The organism is Kitasatospora saccharophila (assembly GCF_039529925.1).
GTDB classification, from domain to species: Bacteria; Actinomycetota; Actinomycetes; order Streptomycetales; family Streptomycetaceae; genus Kitasatospora; species Kitasatospora saccharophila.
Map to the genome: position 1 here is coordinate 39,118 of NZ_BAAANS010000054.1, position 17,193 is coordinate 56,310.

At 72.3% G+C, this 17,193-nt stretch carries 18 protein-coding genes; 9 read left to right on the forward strand and 9 right to left on the reverse strand.

The features are described 5' to 3' along the window. Positions 1 to 10: 10 nt before the first annotated feature. Genes ABD345_RS30830 through ABD345_RS30840 form a run of 3 tightly spaced genes read left to right on the forward strand, consistent with a single transcriptional unit; the run spans position 11 to position 2,934 of the window. On the forward strand, positions 11 to 1,093 hold the full coding sequence (locus ABD345_RS30830; RefSeq protein ID WP_344556921.1) for an AfsA-related hotdog domain-containing protein: 1,083 nt from the start codon (positions 11 to 13) through the stop codon (positions 1,091 to 1,093). Then, entirely contained in the window at positions 1,083 to 2,105 is a 1,023-nt protein-coding gene (locus ABD345_RS30835; protein WP_344556922.1) for a ketoacyl-ACP synthase III family protein, read from the forward strand. The genes ABD345_RS30830 and ABD345_RS30835 overlap by 11 nt, the downstream gene beginning before the upstream one ends. Position 2,106: 1 nt before the next feature. Next, positions 2,107 to 2,934 carry an SDR family NAD(P)-dependent oxidoreductase gene (locus ABD345_RS30840; protein WP_344556923.1) on the forward strand — a complete coding sequence of 276 codons (828 nt, stop codon included), beginning with the start codon at positions 2,107 to 2,109 and terminating at the stop codon, positions 2,932 to 2,934. A gap of 54 nt (positions 2,935 to 2,988) precedes the next feature. Here ABD345_RS30840 and ABD345_RS30845 read toward each other — a convergent pair whose 3' ends face one another. The 5 genes from ABD345_RS30845 to ABD345_RS30865 form a co-directional block, all read right to left on the reverse strand. Continuing rightward, the gene (locus ABD345_RS30845; RefSeq protein WP_344556924.1) at positions 2,989 to 3,675 is read right to left on the reverse strand and encodes a response regulator; all 687 of its coding nucleotides are present in this window, start codon (positions 3,673 to 3,675) and stop codon (positions 2,989 to 2,991) included. Then, complete coding sequence (locus ABD345_RS30850; RefSeq protein WP_344556925.1) at positions 3,668 to 4,345, reverse strand: sensor histidine kinase; 678 nt, start codon at positions 4,343 to 4,345, stop codon at positions 3,668 to 3,670. The genes ABD345_RS30845 and ABD345_RS30850 overlap by 8 nt, the downstream gene beginning before the upstream one ends. A gap of 144 nt (positions 4,346 to 4,489) precedes the next feature. Beyond that, a complete protein-coding gene (locus ABD345_RS30855; protein ID WP_344556926.1) occupies positions 4,490 to 5,083 on the reverse strand; it encodes a TetR family transcriptional regulator in 594 nt (197 codons plus the stop codon). Between the two features lie 243 nt (positions 5,084 to 5,326). Beyond that, positions 5,327 to 5,530 (reverse strand): SDR family NAD(P)-dependent oxidoreductase, encoded by a 204-nt coding sequence (locus tag ABD345_RS30860; RefSeq protein WP_344556928.1) that lies wholly within the window; start codon positions 5,528 to 5,530, stop codon positions 5,327 to 5,329. Positions 5,531 to 5,543: 13 nt separating this feature from the next. Then, positions 5,544 to 6,185, reverse strand: a complete 642-nt coding sequence (locus ABD345_RS30865) for a ScbR family autoregulator-binding transcription factor (RefSeq protein WP_344556930.1) — start codon at positions 6,183 to 6,185, stop codon at positions 5,544 to 5,546. Positions 6,186 to 6,516: 331 nt separating this feature from the next. Here ABD345_RS30865 and ABD345_RS30870 point away from each other — a divergent pair, with 331 nt between their 5' ends. The 4 genes from ABD345_RS30870 to ABD345_RS30885 all read left to right on the forward strand — a co-directional run bounded on the left by ABD345_RS30870 (position 6,517) and on the right by ABD345_RS30885 (position 10,445). Further along, entirely contained in the window at positions 6,517 to 7,452 is a 936-nt protein-coding gene (locus ABD345_RS30870; RefSeq protein WP_344556932.1) for a ScbA/BarX family gamma-butyrolactone biosynthesis protein, read from the forward strand. Between the two features lie 226 nt (positions 7,453 to 7,678). Further along, positions 7,679 to 9,097, forward strand: coding sequence for a DNA primase family protein (locus tag ABD345_RS30875; RefSeq protein WP_344556934.1), 1,419 nt, complete (start codon positions 7,679 to 7,681; stop codon positions 9,095 to 9,097). After that, on the forward strand, positions 9,094 to 9,498 hold the full coding sequence (locus tag ABD345_RS30880) for a DUF6009 family protein (RefSeq protein ID WP_344556936.1): 405 nt from the start codon (positions 9,094 to 9,096) through the stop codon (positions 9,496 to 9,498). The genes ABD345_RS30875 and ABD345_RS30880 overlap by 4 nt, the downstream gene beginning before the upstream one ends. Positions 9,499 to 9,563: 65 nt before the next feature. Further along, positions 9,564 to 10,445, forward strand: a complete 882-nt coding sequence (locus ABD345_RS30885; protein WP_344556938.1) for an SDR family oxidoreductase — start codon at positions 9,564 to 9,566, stop codon at positions 10,443 to 10,445. A 40-nt stretch (positions 10,446 to 10,485) separates the two neighbouring features. Here the strand turns inward: ABD345_RS30885 and ABD345_RS30890 are convergent, their stop codons facing one another. Genes ABD345_RS30890 through ABD345_RS30900 form a run of 3 tightly spaced genes read right to left on the reverse strand, consistent with a single transcriptional unit; the run spans position 10,486 to position 13,318 of the window. Beyond that, the gene (locus ABD345_RS30890) at positions 10,486 to 10,887 is read right to left on the reverse strand and encodes a DUF6009 family protein (protein WP_344556940.1); all 402 of its coding nucleotides are present in this window, start codon (positions 10,885 to 10,887) and stop codon (positions 10,486 to 10,488) included. Beyond that, positions 10,884 to 12,404 (reverse strand): DNA primase family protein, encoded by a 1,521-nt coding sequence (locus ABD345_RS30895; protein WP_380276756.1) that lies wholly within the window; start codon positions 12,402 to 12,404, stop codon positions 10,884 to 10,886. Before ABD345_RS30895 ends, ABD345_RS30890 begins: the two co-directional genes overlap by 4 nt. Beyond that, entirely contained in the window at positions 12,401 to 13,318 is a 918-nt protein-coding gene (locus ABD345_RS30900; protein WP_425556897.1) for a bifunctional DNA primase/polymerase, read from the reverse strand. The genes ABD345_RS30895 and ABD345_RS30900 overlap by 4 nt, the downstream gene beginning before the upstream one ends. A 2,536-nt stretch (positions 13,319 to 15,854) precedes the next feature. Between ABD345_RS30900 and ABD345_RS30905 the strand changes: the two genes are divergently transcribed. Next, the gene (locus ABD345_RS30905; RefSeq protein ID WP_344556942.1) at positions 15,855 to 16,511 is read left to right on the forward strand and encodes a hypothetical protein; all 657 of its coding nucleotides are present in this window, start codon (positions 15,855 to 15,857) and stop codon (positions 16,509 to 16,511) included. Between the two features lie 59 nt (positions 16,512 to 16,570). Continuing rightward, positions 16,571 to 16,975, forward strand: a complete 405-nt coding sequence (locus tag ABD345_RS30910; RefSeq protein ID WP_344556943.1) for a helix-turn-helix domain-containing protein — start codon at positions 16,571 to 16,573, stop codon at positions 16,973 to 16,975. Between the two features lie 28 nt (positions 16,976 to 17,003). Here the strand turns inward: ABD345_RS30910 and ABD345_RS30915 are convergent. Then, a partial coding sequence (locus ABD345_RS30915) for a hypothetical protein (protein ID WP_344556945.1) occupies positions 17,004 to 17,193 on the reverse strand: 190 nt, incomplete at its 5' end.

A 17,193-nucleotide genomic window follows, 5' to 3' on the forward strand; every position in this document is an offset into this window, starting at 1 on the left:
AGCCACCGCCATGACCGTCATCACCTTCCCCCGCGACGCGGCCCGCCCCGCCGGCGCCCCCCGCGCGGACGCCGCCCGCGGCGCCGGCACCGCCCGCACGGACACCGCCGACCTCGCCACCCAGCGCACCGTCTCCCGGCACCTGGTGCACCGGGCCGCGCTGGCCGAGGTCTTCCTGACCGACTTCCGCTCGGTGGACGCGACGACCTTCCACGCCGCGGCCCAACTGCCCGCCGACCACGCCTACTACGGCGACCACACCGGCAGCCCCGCCATGCACGACCCGCTCGCGGTGTTCGAGGGCGTGCGGCAGATGCTGCTGTGCGCGATGCACCTGCAGCACGACGCGGGCTCCGCCACCAAGTCGATCACCGCGACCGCCCGGATGGAGATCACCGACCCCGAGCCGCTGCGGGCCGCCGGACCGCTGGACCTGGTCCTGCTCGGCTCGGTGCTGCTGGTCAAGGAGTACGAGGGGGCGGTCTCCCGGGTCGTCCACCAGGTGCGGGTCACGGCCGGCGGCCACGAGGCCGGCACCGTCACCGTCGACACCGCCCAGCGCCCCGACGCGGTCTACCAGAAACTGCGGATGGGCCACCGCGACACGCTGCCGCCCACCTCCGACACCGTCGAGCGGCACACCGGCGGCGCCCCGCTCGCCCCGCACCTGGTGGGCCGCGAGCGCGACGCGAACGTGGTGCTGCGGGACGTCCGGCCGAGCGCCGACGGCGCGGTGGCCCGGCTGCGGGTCCCGGTCGCCCACCCGAGCATGTTCGACCACCCCCAGGACCACGTGCCCGGACCGGTCATGATGGAGGCGGCCCGGCAGGCCGCCCTGTTCGCCGCCGGCGAGCACCTGGGCCTGGCCCCGTCCAAGCTGTTCCTGCGCCGGGTGGACGCCTCCTACCTGCGCTTCGCCGAACTCGACTCCGACATCACCGTGCGGGTCGGACCGGTCGACGGCAGCGTCCCCGGCCGGGTCGGCGCCCGGGTCGACTTCGAGCAGGACGGCACCGCCGTCGCCTCCCTGTACGTCGAGCTGGGCAGCACCGCGGCCCGGCGCCCCGCCGGGGAGGTGCGCGATGCGGTTTGACGCGGTCTACCTCAGCGCCCCGGCGACCGTCCTGGGCGAGGGCCTCCACACCCGCGAGCAGGCCGTCGCCGACGCCCTGATCAGCGCGCAGGACGCCGAGCGGTACGGCTACCGCGGGCTGCCGACCGCCACGGCGGCCCCGGTGGAGCTCGCCGAGCGCGCGGCCCGGCGCACCCTGGCGGAAGCCGGGCTGCCGGCGGCCGACCTGGGCGCGCTGCTGCACGCCTGGACGCACCACCAGGGCCACGAGTTCTGGTCCCCGGCGCACTACCTGGCCGACCGGCTGGGCGCCGCCGCCGCCGTCCCGCTCGGCATCCAGCAGATGTGCAACGGGGGGCTGACCGCCGTCGACCGGGCCGCGCGCGACCTGGCGGTCGACCCCGGCGCCGGGCCGGCCCTGGTGACCACGGCCGACTGCTTCCCGGCGCCCGGCTTCGACCGCTGGGGCGGGGACTACGGCGTCGCCTACGGCGACGGCGCGACCTCGGTGCTGGTGGACCGGGTGCCGCACGCCGGCGCGGTGCGGCTGCTGTCGGTCGCCACCGTCGCGGTGGCCGCCCTGGAGGGCATGCACCGCGGCAACGCCCCGTTCACCCCGGCGCCGGTCAGCGGCACCAAGACGCTGCTGCCCCGGGTGTCGAAGAAGGAGTTCCGCGCCCTGCGCCCGGAGCTGGACTTCGGCCCCGTCGCCTGCCGGGCGGTGGTCGACGTGGTGGGCCGGGCGCTGGCCGACGCCCGGGTCGCGCCCGACGACGCCCGGCTGCGGGCGGCCGGGCTGCCCCGGCTGGCCCGCCACGTGATGGACGGCCCCTACCGGCTCGCGTTCCTGGCGGCCTGCTCCGCCCCGGTCGTCGACCTGGGCGGGGACACCGGCCACCTGGGCGCCGGCGACGCCGTCGCCAACCTCGCCGACCTGCTCGCCACCGGGGCGGCCGGCCCCGGCGAACTCCTCGTCCTGCTCAGTGCCGGCGCAGGTTTCACCTGGTCCGCCGCCGTTGTGGAAGTGATGTGAGATGACCACCGCAATCCAGACCCCGACCCAGACCCCGCCGCGCCCCGCCCGCGACACCGCGGCGCTGCCCGACCCCACCGCGATGTTCCGGCTGGACGGCCGCGTCGCGGTGGTGACCGGCGCCTCCAGCGGGATCGGCGCGCACTTCGCCCGGGTGCTCAGCGCGGCCGGCGCCCGGGTCGTGCTGACGGCCCGCCGCGAGGAGCCGCTGCGCCTGCTGTCCGAGGAGCTGCCGGGCAGCCTGCCGGTGGTGTGCGACGTGACCCGCGCCGACCAGCGCGAGCAGCTGGTGCGCACCGTCGCCGAGCAGCTCGGCCCGATCGACGTCCTGGTCAACAACGCGGGCCTGTCGGAGGTGGTGCCCGCGGAGCGGCAGAGCCCGGAGAGCTTCGACGCCATCGTCTCGGTCAACCTGTCCGCGGTGTTCGCCCTCAGCAGCGTCATCGGCGCGGGCATGCTCGAACGGGGCCGCGGCAGCATCGTCAACGTGGCCTCGGTCTACGGGATGGTCGGCAGCGGGAGCCTGCCGCAGGCGGCGTACGCGGCGAGCAAGGGCGGGGTGGTGAACCTGACCCGGGACCTGGCCGCCCAGTGGGCCCACCGGGGGGTGCGGGTCAACAGCCTGTGCCCCGGCTGGTTCTGGTCGGAGATGACGGCCGACATGCTGGAGAACGACAAGGGGCGCTCCTGGGTCGAGCGCCGCACCCCGATGCGCCGGGCCGGCGAGCTGTACGAACTGGACGGGGCGCTGCTTTTCCTGGCCGGCGACGCCAGTTCCTACGTGACCGGCAGCGCCATCCCGGTGGACGGCGGCTACCTGAGCATCTGAGCGCCCGGCCCCCGCGGGCCGGGCCGTCCGGGCCCCGCCCCGCGGTCGCAGCGCTCAGGCGGCCGAGCGCTGCGACCGCTGCGGCTGGTGCGGCCGGACCAGGCCGGTGGCGACGGCCTTGTTGACGGCGTCTATCCGGGAGACGGCGCCGAGCTTGTCGAACAGGTTCCGCAGGTGGCGCTTGACGGTGCCCTCGGTGATGCCGAGCCGGGCACCGATCTGGCGGTTGCTCAGGGCGGCCGCCACCAGCGTCAGCACCTCGATCTCGCGGGCCGACAGCCGCCGCTCGTCCGCCGTCCCGTCCCCGGTCCCGGGGTCGGCGGCGCGGCCGGTGGGCAGGGAGAGGGTCACCACCGCCTGCTCGGGGCCGCGGGTCTGGCGCACCGCCGCGGTCATGGTCTGCCACGAGGCGCTCTTGTGGACGTAGCCGCACACGCCGGAGGCGACCAACTGGCGTACCAGCAGCGGGTGGTCGTCGGTGCTGACGATGACGATCCGCAGCCGGGGGCAGTACTGGAGCATGCGGCGCACGGTGGCGACCGGGTCGTCGTTGTGCGGCATCCGGATGTCGAGCAGCGCGACGTCGGGGCGGTGCTCGGCGACCAGCCGCACGGCCGACACGGCGTCCCCGGCCTGGGCGACGACCTCGAAGTCGTCCTCGGTGCCCAGCATCTCGCACACCGCCTCGCGCAGCAGGGTGTGGTCGTCGGCGACCAGGATGCGGATCCGGCGGTCAGTCATGGTCGTTCTTCCTCTCGTCGATCGGGATCCACAGGGACACCTCGGTGCCCTGCCTGGGTGCGGAGGAGACGGTGGCGGTGCCGCCGAGCGCGGCGGCGCGCTCCTCCATGGCGAGCAGGCCGTTGGCGCGGCCGGGGCGCCGGACGGCCGCCGGGTCGAAGCCGTCGCCGTCGTCGCGCACCGTCGCGCAGACCTCGTGCGGGGCGACGGTGACGATCGCGCTGACCAGGCCGGCCCCGGCGTGGGCGAGGGCGTTGCGCAGGGCCTCGCGGACGATCACGAACACCTCGTCGCCGACGGGCCCGGGCAGGCGGCTGTCGTCGCCGTAGACCCGCAGCCGCACCTCGGTCCCGGCGGGGGCGGCGGCGCGCAGGTAGTCGCGCAGCGCCGCCTCCAGCGGCGGCGCCGGGGCGCTCGCGCCGTCGGCGGGCGGGGCGCCGCGCAGGGTGGCGACGAGTTCGCGGGTGGCGCCGAGGGCCTCGGACAGGGCGGCCCGGACGTCCTCCAGCCGGCCGCTCCGGCTCTCGGCCTGGCTCGCCGGGGTGTGTTCCAGCAGGTCGAGGCGGCGCAGGACCAGCGCCAGTCCGCTGCCGATCCGGTCGTGCACCTCCCGGGCGACGAGCGTGCGCAGGTCCGCGTCGGGGACGGTACCGATGGAGGTCACCGTCATGGCTGTCCGCCTTCCTCTGTCATCGCTGTGGACCGTCCCCCAGCCGCATCAACACAATAGCGAATGCTCGCTTTGTTTTACAGGGCTACTTCGGATCGGCATATGCTGATCGTGACGGGCGTTCTCCTGCGGCTCACGACCGGCTCACGACGCGGCGATGCCCCGCTCCAGCAACTCCCACAGCCGCGCGGACTGCAGCGGGTACACCCCGCTGTCCCGGCCGCGCACGGCCGCCTCGACGCCGACCATCAAGTACTGGACCAGCGCCGCGACCTCCTCCGGCTCGGCCCGGGGGGCGAGCAGGCCGGCCCGGGCGGCGCGCGCGAACTGCAGCTGCACGGCCACCGCCCACTCCACCATCCACCCGGGGCCCGCGCCCTCGCGCTCCCGCAGCAGCCGCGCCGCACCGCGCACCCGGTCGTCCCGCTCCAGCGCGCCGACCAGGTCCCGGGTCAGCAGCCGCGCCGCCTCCAGGGGTTCGGCCCCGGCGATCGCGGTCTGCGCGATCAGGGCCCGGACCACGTCGCGGGCCTGCCGCTGCACCTCGTCGGCCAGCGCCGACTTCGAGGGGAAGTGGAAGGTCAGCGCCCCGAGCGAGGCGGACGCCTCGCCGCTGATGCGCAGCAGCGAGGCCCCGCCGAAGCCGTCGCGGTCGAAGGTGCGGGCCGCGGCCCGCACCAGCTCCGCCCTCGTCCGCTCCGCGCGGACCGACCGTTGCCCCTCACGTGCCCGCCCCATGGCCACACGTCCCTTCCGGCGCCGGACGGCCCGGCGCGCCTCTGTTCACGGGATGACTGTAGCGCCGCAACCCCGCAAAAACAAAGCGGTTGCTCGCTTTATTCTTGTGGAGTTCCGATCCGAGGCCGGAGCCCGGGCGGGGAAGGGCGGGAGCAGGGCGGGCGGGGCGGGCGGAGCGGGAACGCCGGATCCCGGCCGCGCGTCCGTCCGGGACGCGCGGCCGGGCTCCGGCACCGGCGGGGCTCAGCTGGCGGTGGCCCCGCCGCCGTTCTTCGGCATGGCGGGCATCCGAGCCTGCGGGCAGTTCCGGACGCCGCCGACGTTGACGGCCAGGGTGCGCTCGAAGACGTCGCGCGGGATCTCGTGCAGCGGCACGCCGGCCGTGCCGTAACCCGCGTTGCTGAAGGCGCGGTCCAGCCCGCCGAAGGAGTCGAGCGCGGCGGTCACCGCGCGCCCGGGGTCAGCTCCCGGTGGCGGCGGCCGCGTACAGGCGCGCGCCGCTGAGGTCGATCCGGGCGACCACGGCGGGCACGGCGACGCCGGGCAGCACCATCTGCCACATCCGCACCAGGCGTTCGGTCAGGTCGGCCCGGCGGGTGGCGGCCTCGGAGTAGATCTGGATGCCGGTGCAGCAGGAGACGATGTACTCGGCCAGTTCGTGGACGTCGACCCCGGCCTGGAGTTCGCCCCGCTCGGCCCCGGTGCGCAGGAACCCGGCCAGGATCTCGGTCCAGGCGTCGAAGGTGGTGGCGTCGTGCAGTTCGAGCGCGTCCCGCTCGACGCCGAGCCGCACCCCGGCCCGCAGCACCGAATCCGTCCGCAGCTGCCTGGCCCACAGCAGCGTGGTGTCCACCGCCCGCTGGATGCCCTCGGACTCCAGGTGCGGTACGACCGTCTGCTGCTGGGAGGCGGCCACGGCCGTGGCGAGCGCCTCCTTGTTCTTGAAGTGGAAGTACATCGCCCCCGGGGTCAGTCCGGCCCGCTCCAGGATCTTCGCGACGCTGGCGCCGGCGTAGCCGGACTCGTCGAAGGCCTCCGCCGCCGCCATGAGAAGGGCGGCGCGGGTCTGCACCGCCCGCTCCTGCTTCAGCTCTTCACGCACCACGATCCCTCCAAAACGTTAAGAACGATCGCTATCGTATCGAACTTCACCCCTCCTCAACTTATCTTTTCTTTACTTTTCTTTACCTTCTCTTGGTAAAGCCCCGAGCCGGATTGGCGCCTTCCTCCTAGGCTGCATGTCCAAATTGACTGCTATGTAGGGCTTTTGAGTCATCTTGGGGGTGGCTGGCTTGTGACCATCGACAGAATCGACATTCTCCACCGTTATCAAAAAGTTACTCGATCTCTGTGACAATAAACCGAGCACTCGTTATGTTGTGCTGGTCGGGGCGGCCTCCGCCGCCTCCTGTTCTGACCCAGGGGGGCTTCGCATGTCCACGGATCTCGAGCACGACACGACCGTCACCACCGACCTCTCCCGCACCATCGCGACGCTGGTGCACAAGAGAAACCCCTCCGAGGTCCTCCCGACCCGCTGGCACGAGGGCGCCCCCGGCACCCACCACGTCACCGCGGTGCTGCCCGACGACCACTGCATCTACCGCGCCCCCCACGCCGGCCTCGACCCCGTGCTCGTCGTCGAGGCGTTCCGCCAGGCCGTCCTGCTGCTCGGCCACGCCGAACTCGGGGCGCCGGCCGCGGACCGCCAGACCTGGATGGACTTCGAGGCCGCCTTCGACCCCGAGGGCCTCGCCATCGGCCCCGGCCCCACCGAGATCGACCTGCGGATGACCGCCTCCGACACGGTGCGCCGCGCCGGACGGCTGGCCTCGGCCAGGGTGCAGGCCGACATCACCGCCGACGGACGCCCGCTGGCCACCGCGGCCACCTCGTTCACCAGCCAGTCCCCGGCCGTCTACGCCCGACTGCGCGGCGAGTACGCCGACCTCGAACGCTCCGTGGCCCGCGCCGTCCCGCTCGCCCCCCCGCTGTCCGCGTCCGGCGCCGGCCGCCAGGACTTCCGCGACGTGGTCCTGTCCGCCACCAACTCCCCGACCTGCCACCAGCTGCGCGTCGACGTCACCCACCCCGGCTTGTTCGACCACCCCGTCGACCACGTCCCCGGCATGCTCCTGCTGGAGGCCGTCCGCCAGGCCGCCTACACCGGCCTCGGCACCCCCGCGGCCGACCTGGTCGCCCTGCGCTGCTCGTTCAAGCGCTACACCGAACTCGACAGCCCCTGCTGGCTCCACAGCACCCGGCTGTCCGACAGCGAGTCGGGCGACGCCCGTTTCTCGGTCACCGCCGTGCAGAACGGCCGGCCGGTGCTGGCGGCCACCGCCGCCCTGCGGCCCCACCGCGCCTGACCGGCACCCCGCCCGCCGCGGCCCGCCGAAACCACCGCACCGTCGAGAGGAAGCGACCCATGCGCCCCGAGCACTCCGGCCCGCCCCGCGCGGCCCAGGGCCGGCCCGTGCGCCCCGCCCGCGGCCCCGCGGACGGCCGCGGACCCCGCTTCCCCGCACCCCCGACCCCTCCCCGGAACCCCCACGACCGCCGGGGAGGACACCAGTGAGCCGGGTACCGCGTGCCTTGCCGGCCGACGCGCGGTACCCGGCCGCGGCCGGCGCCGCCGCCGCGACCCGCCCGGACCCCGCACCCCGGCCCGCCACCGGGTACCGCCCGACCTGGACCGACCCGCTGGACGGCGCCGCCCGGCTGTTCGCCTCGCTGTACGGCGACAGCTTCCGCCACGTCCCGGGCCTGGGCTGGTACCGCTGGTCCGGCCACCGCTGGCAGCCCGACGCCGAGGGAGCCGCCCTGTGGGCCGCCGGCGAGATGGCCGACGCGCTGACGGCCCCCGCGTTCGAACACCGCGGCGCCCCCCTCCTGCACGGCCTGTCGGAGAACGTGCTCTCCACCGACGGGATCACCGGCCTCCTCGACCGGGCCCGGCACCTGCCCGGCCTGGCCGCGCCCGCCTCCCGCCTCGACAGCGACCCGTACGCGCTGTGCACCCCGGCCGGCGTCGTCGACCTGCGCACCGGCACGCTCACCGCGCCCGAACCGCACGGACACCTCCACTCCCGGTCGACGAGCGTGGGTCCGGCGGACACCCCCACCCCGCGCTGGAACCGCTTCCTGGCCGACACCTTCGGCGAGGACGCCGCCGGCCGGGAGACCACCGGCTTCCTCCACCTGCTCCTCGGCCGCTCCCTCACCGGCCGGGCCGAGCAGCAGGTGATGCCCTTCCTCGTCGGATCCGGGAAGAACGGCAAGTCCGTGCTGACGGACGTCCTGATGAAACTGCTCGGCGACTACGCCGACGCCGCCCCGCCCGGCTTCCTGATGACCCGCCCCTTCGACGAACACCCCACCACCCTGGCCGAGTTGCACGGCCGCCGCATCATCGTGTGCACCGAACCCGACCCGGAGGACCGCTTCGACGAGGCCCGGGTGGAACTGCTCACCGGCAACGGCCCCGTCACCGCCCACCGGATGCGCCGGGAACCGTTCACCTTCACCCCCACCCACACCCTGTGGCTGCTGGGCAACCACCTCCCGCGCGTCGCCAACGGCGGAGACGCCTTCTGGCGCAGGATGCGGCTGATCCCGTTCCCGAACGTGGTGCCGGACGAACGCAAGATCGACAACCTGGCCGGAGTGCTGGTCGCCGAGGAAGGACCCGGCATCCTCAACTGGCTCATCGACGGCGCCCGCCGCTACCTCGGCGGCGACAAGGACCTCACCGGCCCCGCCGGCGTCCGCACCGCCACCACCGCCTACGCCGAGACCGAGGACCACACCGCGCGCTTCCTCGACCAGCACCTCGCCGCCGCGGACGACCCGGCCGCCCGGACCCGGCTCTACCGCACCTACCAGGACTGGTGCGGCACCGAGGACGCCGCACCGGTCCCCCGACGCACCTTCGCCGCCCGGGTGGACCAGACGCTCTCCACCGTCCGCGGCACCGGCCCCCGAACCACCGACCCCAGGGGAGGCACCCGATGAGCGCCCTGATCGAGCCCGCCGAACTCGCCGACGAGAGCGAACTGGTGTGGCTGGAGGACATCACCGCCCTCGACTACGTCCGCCAGAGCCTGGACCGGCTGCCCGACCGCCACGACCGGCCCCGCCACCAGCGCGCCGGCCGACTGGTCGGCTACGCCGTGCTCCACCCCGACGCCCCCGCCTCCCCCGCCTCGGGCACGTTCCGCCGCCGGGTGTTCTGGCTGCTGCCCCACGACCGCGACACCCGGCCCGAAGGGCCCTACGCCTACGGCGCGCCCTCCGAGTCCGTGGACCCCCGCACCGTCGGCCCCGGCTGGCGCGGCAGCCAGACCCCCCGCTGCGTCGCGGCCGCCGACCGCCCCGCCGCCTGGCAGGACACCCCGGGCCTCCCGCCCGGCTGACCGGAACCGCGCCCCGCGCGCACCGCACTCCTTTCCGAGAACCGATGACTGACAAGGTGAAGAGAATGATCCTGGTGACTGGCGGCAGCGGCACGGTGGGGCGCAAGATTCTGCGCCGACTCCCCCAGGACACGCCGGTGAGGGTCCTGAGCCGCAGCGGCACGGGCGTCCCCGAACGCCCCGGCAACCCCTTCGAGGTCGTGCGCGGCGACTACGACCGGCCGGCGAGCATCCACGCCGCCATGGCCGGCGTCGAGACCGTGTTCGTGGTCACCTGCGACCCCTGCCGCCCCTGGCAGGACGAGATCCTGGTCGAGGCCGCCGCCGCGGCCGGCGTCCGCTCCCTGGTCAAACTCTCCGCCCTCGCGGTCGAGGACCAGGGCGCGCACGACCTGGTCACCCGCTGGCAGCGCGACAACGAGGAACTCATCCGCACCTCCGGCATGGAGTGGACCTTCCTGCGGCCGCGCGCCTTCATGACCAACACCCTCGGATGGGCCCGGACGATCCGCGAGGACGGCGTGGTGCGGGCCCTGGGCGGCACCACCCGCAACGCCTGCATCGACCCGCGCGACGTGGCCCGCGCCGCCGTCCAGGTGCTCACCAGCCCCGGCCAGCACGGCCGCACCTACGCGCTCACCGGCCCCGAGGCGATCAGCCCGGCCCAACAGGCCGACGCCATCGGCCGGGCGCTCGGCCGACCCGTGCGCTTCGAGGAACTGCCGCCGCACGAAGCCCTGGCCGGCCTGTGCCGCCGCTACCCGCTGCCGGTGGCCCAGGCCCTCCTGGAGAGCGCCGAGCGCCAGCACGCCGGAGCCAAGACCCGGGTGAGCACCGACCTGGCCGCCCTCACCGGACGGCAGCCCACCGACTACCTGACCTGGGCCCACGACAACGCCCACGCCTTCGGCGCCACCGGACTGCGCACGCTCACCACCGCGGCGTAGCCCCGCCGCACCGGGCCCCCGCCGGAACGGGGGCCCGGCCTCACAGCGGCAGCGTGATCCCCAGCTCCCGCATCGCACTGGAGGGCGGCCCGCCCTCCGAACGCTCCGTCTTGCGACCCCGCGTCCCCGGCGCCAGCGTCCCCGGATCGACCGCCTCCGCCGGAGCCCCCGTGGCGTACAACCCCTCGGGCCGGGCGTCGCGGTCGTGCGGCAGCAGCCAGAACACCCGCCGCCGGAACGTCCCCGAAGACCGCGACGCCTTCGCCTCCCGGCCCAACTGCGCGTACCCCACCAACCGGCCCGCCCGGTGGTACGCGGGCCGACCGCGGCGGTTCGGCAGCCGGTCCAGGCTCTGGCGGACGTAGTCGAGGGCGCTGATGTCCTCCAGCCAGACGAGTTCCGCCTCGTGGACGAGTTCGTCGTCGCTGATCAGGGAGCTCACGGCTGCTGCTCCTGTCCGGTGAGAAGACCGATCCCCGGATAGTACTTGCGGCTGTTGGACAGGACCATTTCCTTGGGGGAGCCGAGACCGACGAGTTCACGGGCGCGCTGGGCGAAGGCCCGGGAGGACAGGGCCACCGCGCCCTCATTGTGGCACCAGGTCCGGTACGCGGCGTACAGGGCGGTCTGCTCCGCCCGCTGGTCCGGGTGCACGGCACAGGACTCGTCGAAGAACCGCGCGGTGTGGTCCTCGGTCTCGGCGTAGGCGGTGGTGGCGATCCGCACGCTGGCCGGACCGGTGAGGTCCTTGTCGCCGCCCAGGTAGCGGCGGGCACCCTCGATGAGCCAGTTGAGGATGCCGGGCCCTTCCTCGGCGACCAGCACCCCGGCCAGATTGTCGATCTTGCGCTCGTCCGGCACCACGTTCAGGAACGGGATCAGCCGCATCCTGCGCCAGAACGCGAACCCCCCGGTACCGACCTGGGGCCGGTGGTTGCCCAGCAGCCACAGCTTGTGGGTGGGCGTGAAGGAGAAGAAGTCCTGGCGCATCCGGCGCGCCTTGATCCGGTCCCCGCCGGTCAGCATCTTCACCCGGGCCTCGTCGAACCTGTCGTCCGGCTTGACCTCCGCGCAGACCACCACCCGGCGGCCGTGCAACTCCGCCAGGTCGGTGGGATGGCCCTCGAAGGGACGCGCCATCAGGAACCCGGGCGGAGCCGCGTCCGCGTAGTCCCCGAGCAGCTTCATCAGGACGTCCAGCAGCACGGACTTGCCGTTCTTCCCCGACCCGAACAGGAACGGCATCACCTGCGCGCCCACGTCCCCGGTGATCGAGTAGCCCAGCAGCAACTGGAGGAAGCCGGCCATCTCCCGCCCCGCCGCGTCCTCCCCGAAGGTGTCGGCCAGGAACCGGTCCCACCGCGGAGTGGGCGTGTCCGCCGGACCCACGCTCGTCGACCGGGAGTAGAAGTCCTTGTCCGGCTCGGACCTGCGCACCACCCCGGTGCGCAGGTCGACGACACCGGCCGGCGTGCACAAGACGTACGGGTCGGCGTCCAGCTGCACGGCGGACAGCACCATCCCCGGCGCCGACTTCGCCTGCGCCAGCATCGCGTTGATCCCGGCGGTGGACAGCGACCGCCGACGGTGCTGCTGCAGCGCCTGCATGGAGAACAGCCCGCGCGGATCCTGCACCGCGATGCTCTCCGCCAGGTCCCCGGCCGCCCACAGGATGGTGTCGTCCTCGTCGGCGGTCCACCGGGTACCGTCCCAGCGATACCAGCCCAACCCCGGGACGTGCCGGTAGTCACCCGCGTACAGGCGCACGAAGAGCTTCGCGTTGCCCCGGTCGGACAGCGTGTCGGGCAGCAGGCCCCGCGCCGCGGCCGGCTGCTCCGCGACCGGCACCAGGGCCGGCACGGACGGCTCCAGCACCCGCGTCTGCTGGGCGAGGATCTGCGCGGCCACGGCCTGCGGATCGAAGCCGAACAGCGCCTCGGCCCCGGAATCGAAACTCAAGGCCGCCTCCCGGGGCGCAGCGGGTGGCGCTCGCCGGCGGCGAGGCCACTGCGGATGATCTGCTCGGCCCGGCGCTCCTGGCCGGGACGGACGGCCTCGGCGACCCGCTCCACGGCCGCAGCCACCAGCCGGGCCGTCCCGGGAGCCGCCCCGCCCGCCGCGAGCACCGCCTGCCGGGCCCGCGGCGGCACCGGCCGCGGCCCGACGGGCGCGGCCCCGGACGGGGGCTGGTGCCCGGTGCGCCGCAACTGCCGCGCCAGCCAGTCCGGGAGGACCGCCGGCTCGGTCGCCCCCGGGAGCGGGTGGTAGCGTCCGGCCGCCGTGACCGTCCCGGGCGCCACGATGTAACCGCCCTCCGCCCGGACGTCGACCTGCCAGGCCAGCCCCCGGCCGCCGCCGTTCCCCGAGGAGCACGACCAGCGCCCGCCCCCGGCCAGGTACCAGACGTGCATGCCCCCCGACGGAGTGCGCACCCGCAGGGTCGAGGCGTCGTCCACCGGAGTGGGCCGCCCCGACAGCGCGGCCAGCACGGCCAGCGAGTGGAAACCGTTGGCGAGGCCCGTCAGGTCGACCGCCTCGCCGATGCCGGTGCCCGGCAGGATCCGGTCCCGGGCCGGAACGGCCCCCGGGTGCGCGTCGATGTCGATGACCACCAGCCCCGCGGGCCCGCACGCCACCCCCACACCGAAACCCGGCCGCCCGCCCCACCACTGCCCGATCCGCGCCTGGTCCGTGGTCGCGGCATGGAACCCGTGGCACCACCGCCCGGCCGCCCGGCACCCGCACTCCTGCGGCCGGTGCGGAGCCCCACCCGGACCGCCCGGCCGGCACTCCGGACAGTTCGCCGCCGGAACCTTCCCCCCGGGCGCGAGCGGATGCACCGGCCACCCCCGCGCCGCACAATTCCGCGCGATCTCCAACGACCCGGGCCAGACGCCCCCGAGAGCCACCTCACCCGGGGGAAGGCTCAGTTTGGCAACCACCCGTCACCCCCCGACCAGCGACTCAAGCTACCCAATGACTGAGACAGACTAGCGAACCCGGTGTGACAGGAAGAGTCCCCTGAGCAACGGGTGATCCACCGACCACCACACAACCCCCACCCCCACCCGAGCGACCGACTCCCCGCCCGAGCGACCCAACCCCGCTGCCCCGCTCACGGCACGGATCCCCATCACCCCAGCTCAGTGCAGCAGCCGCTCGCAAAACAGCGACTGAAGCGACTGAAGCCCCCCATATATGACGACCACGACCCAGCACGCTGACCCGATATACAGCGCCCTTTGGTCGCTCCAGTCGCTCCCGTCCCACTGGTAAGCCCATGACCAGCTTTTTCCCAGGATTTTTGAGCCAGTGACCCAAAACCAGAGTCACTGCCCCCCGGAACGGCCCCCGCACCGACGTCTCCCTGCTGCGTTCTGTTGTGTTCGTCGCTCCCTGCAGCTGGCTCTGACCGGTAGCCGGTCCGGCAGGCCGGCGCCACCGGGGCCGTTTCCGCGGCCAGCGGCCCCCAGCAGGCCCCGGGAAGGGCGGCGGCCCTTGGTCAGAGAGGGGCCGGACGCCGGACACGGCAACGTCCGGCCGACCGAATGCGCAGGCCCGTACCTGCTAACAACCTGTTCCATCCGACCTCACCGACTACCAGGACGAACACCTCACCGACCACAACGGGAGCCGCAGCAACCGGCACGTCCTGGTCCTCCGGTTCCCCGGCCCGAGACGACGCCAGGCATCCCCTGACCGGTAGGCGCGGGAAGGGCCCCCAAGGGCCCGGTTCCGGCGGCAGCCGGAATCCCGCGACTTGCGCGGTAGCCGCAACCAGCAAGAACCAGTAGGGCCAAACCATGCCGAGCCCGGGGAGCGGAAGCGGCACGGAGCGGTAGCCCTGCCGGAGGCTTTCGATGGATGAAACAGCAGGTCAGGTCACCTTTTGTGGGGAGCGAGTGGATGGTCGCCGATGACCTGCGGGCTCGGGAGCGCCGGTTCTCCCGCACGGCGGGAGTATAAGAGGGCGCCGCCGAGAAGACGCTGCCGAAAACCGTGTTTGACCTGCAGAAACACCAGTTTTGTATCAGGCATCGTTTGGCCCTGGCCAGTAGGGCCAAACGGTTGCGGTTTTGGCCCTACTGGCCAGGCCAAAACCGGCGGAGTTCATCCACCGGCTCCGAAGCCTGCGGTCGGGCCAGCGAGGAGGACTCGCCGAGCCGTTCGGTCCTGAGGGCAGGACCAAACGTCGAACCCCACGCATCCGAGGACCTACTGGCAGACACCTTAAGCAGCTCTGCCGGGAGGCCGACCCATTTGATTCGCAGATGGATGGGGCCTCCCAGTGCACCCATGCCGACGCTCCGCCCGAGACGCTGAAGTATCGTGCCACCCGACAGAACGTCAGCCCGGCCGACATTTTGGTGTGATTAATGTCAGTCTCACCGACATTTTCCAGGTGATCTGTCCCCTCAGCCGGGACAGATCGCCTTCGATGTGTCCCGGCTGAGGGGACAGATCGTTGAGCCGATACTCCTTTGACCAGCGCAAACACGCCATCTCCCTCTTCTAAGTGGGTGCTGAGCTACGAGACGGGGCTGCGGCGCCTGCCGCAGTATCGCCCTTCGGCCAATTCGGAGGTTCCCGTACGCAACCTCGTTAGACAGGGGAGATTCGGTTTTGAGGGCTTGGCATCGGCTGGCGGCAGAATCCGGCAGCGGGAAGGCCTGTAGCCGCCGACCAGGTGGAGTTTCCCTGCAGTGGGCGCCGGGATGGGGTTGTGCGTGTTCGGGGTTGTTGGGGTCGCTCGGGGCCGAGGTCGACTGTCCTGGGTACCGCCTTCCTGGTGAACTGCCTGGCTTCGTCCTGCTCGCCCTGTGTGCAGCGAGGCGAGCTGCTGCGGTGGGTACTGGTCGTCCTGCCGGTTGGGGGCCGGCGGCAGGGTGGAGGGGGTTCGTGCCTGGGTGGGGAGGCGCGGAAAGGGCCCCCAAGGGCCCGGGTCCGGCGGCAGCCGGACTTCCGCGACTTACGCAGTAAGCCCCGCCCCTGACCGGCCTGCAGACTGTCCTGGGTACCCGACCCGGGCGGCGGCAGCGGCACGGACAGCCAGCCCGCCGGAGGCCCCCGGTTGAGGCGGTGGACGTCGCGTTGGGCTGCTGAGGCCTGGTGTTACGCACGTCACGACGGCGGGTTCCTGTCACAGATGAGAGGCAGATCCGCTAAAACGGCGGTTGACCTGCACTTATCTGGGGGCGTCTGTTTCAGATATCTGAAACACCAGGGTGTGCTGGTGTTAGGCATCTCTGAAACAAACCTCCTCCAGCGGGGTGCGACTCCTGCTTTCGTACGCCGGCAGTTGCTCGGTAGCACTGACTTGGCCGTGTTGTTCTGAAAATCTGAAACCGAGTGGTTAAGTCTGTGCTACCGTCTTGATCGTTCCGTTCATGACCAGAGATGGGTGCCGCGATGGCCGACCGCCTGCTCCCCGCCAAGGGCCAGCGCGTGATCACCGAACTCGACCGCAAGGGCAACGTCATCGTCCGTGTGCAGACTATTAGGTCTCGGGAGTTCGAGTCCGGCTACGACTCGCTCGGCGAACCTGTCCTCGGCTACGTCACCGATGCGCGGATCATGCTGGAGGTACTCGGCAGCCTGCGTGCTCCGGGCGGCTGGTTCCAGACCTGGTGCAAGGTGCTTTCACTTCAGAGGATGGGCGGAGGCACCCCAAAGCGCCCCAACACCTCTGGTTACGTTCGAACCACCCAACGTGATCTTCAGTCTCGCACGGGTCTTTCGGCCGCCACGGTTTCTGAAGCGATGCAGTACTTCTCCTCGCTTCCCTGGATCCGCCCAGCAGGACGTGGCCTGCTCCAGCTGAATCCCTTCCTGACGGTCGCCATCGGTTCGGGGGATCATGAGAGGGTGCAGCAGGAGTGGCTGGGCGCCGTTGGCGACACCTTCCTGCTGCCGGGCCCCGATCACCCGGCGGAGTGGCGTGAAATCCGCGCCACGGCCAAGGACGCGGCGAAGAAGGCGAAGCAGGCGGCAGTGAGTGAGAACGTGGTGCCGATGAAGCGTGCGCCCGGCCGGAAGGCCCAGCCAGGGCGCTCTGCCGCCCTCTGACCCCGATCCCCGCCCCGCCAGCCTCCATCACAGCTCCAAGATCAGGAAGGACCAGCACCATGGCGTACATCGCCCCACTTCCGTCAGCTCCGGTTGTCCTTAGCCGGGAGACGTTCGAAGTGCTCTCGTTGGTCGACCTGACTGCCAGCGCTCATCGGCTTCTACACTTGTTTCTTGCCAGGTTCGACCCCGACTTCGGCACCGTGAACCTGAGTCAGCGGGACATGGGAGAACTACTGGCCCTGTCCCACCCCTCGGTGAACAAAGCTGTCGGTGCTTTGGAGCGTGCGAAGCTCGCCTGGCAGATTGACGACGCGCTCTACCAACTGCACCCCGTTCTTACCGACGGCAAGATGGCTGACCGCCTGGCCGTTGTCCCAGAGATCGTTGTGTCCGATCCGAAGTCGCTTCGTGAGATTCGGCGCCAGCGCTACAGCCGGCAGACGGAGAGCCTGCCTGCCTGATCGATAGCACAGGCTTGATCGCGACGTTCTACATCGCTGAAACGTTCTGCACCTGTACTACCCAGAGCCGAAAGCAGAGCAGCATTGGGGGCTCTGAGGTGGGTCCCAGCGCTGCTTGCTCAGAGCTCGTAACAAGATCTTGCGCGCCAGCAAGCTGCGGTGAGTGCGACGATTCGTTGCTGTTGCTGTTGCTGTTGCTGTTGCTGTTGATGGCGTTG

Excerpts from the sequence above, each read along its gene's own strand:
- ABD345_RS30885 (WP_344556938.1), top strand. The coding sequence starts at position 9,564 with ATGATCCTGGTGACTGGCGGCAGCGGCACGGTGGGGCGCAAGATTCTG.
- ABD345_RS30855 (WP_344556926.1), bottom strand. The coding sequence starts at position 5,083 with ATGGGGCGGGCACGTGAGGGGCAACGGTCGGTCCGCGCGGAGCGGACG.
- ABD345_RS30910 (WP_344556943.1), top strand. The coding sequence starts at position 16,571 with ATGGCGTACATCGCCCCACTTCCGTCAGCTCCGGTTGTCCTTAGCCGG.
- ABD345_RS30870 (WP_344556932.1), top strand. The coding sequence starts at position 6,517 with ATGTCCACGGATCTCGAGCACGACACGACCGTCACCACCGACCTCTCC.
- ABD345_RS30835 (WP_344556922.1), top strand. The coding sequence starts at position 1,083 with ATGCGGTTTGACGCGGTCTACCTCAGCGCCCCGGCGACCGTCCTGGGC.
- ABD345_RS30850 (WP_344556925.1), bottom strand. The coding sequence starts at position 4,345 with ATGACGGTGACCTCCATCGGTACCGTCCCCGACGCGGACCTGCGCACG.
- ABD345_RS30840 (WP_344556923.1), top strand. The coding sequence starts at position 2,107 with ATGACCACCGCAATCCAGACCCCGACCCAGACCCCGCCGCGCCCCGCC.
- ABD345_RS30845 (WP_344556924.1), bottom strand. The coding sequence starts at position 3,675 with ATGACTGACCGCCGGATCCGCATCCTGGTCGCCGACGACCACACCCTG.
- ABD345_RS30905 (WP_344556942.1), top strand. The coding sequence starts at position 15,855 with ATGGCCGACCGCCTGCTCCCCGCCAAGGGCCAGCGCGTGATCACCGAA.
- ABD345_RS30830 (WP_344556921.1), top strand. The coding sequence starts at position 11 with ATGACCGTCATCACCTTCCCCCGCGACGCGGCCCGCCCCGCCGGCGCC.
- ABD345_RS30880 (WP_344556936.1), top strand. The coding sequence starts at position 9,094 with ATGAGCGCCCTGATCGAGCCCGCCGAACTCGCCGACGAGAGCGAACTG.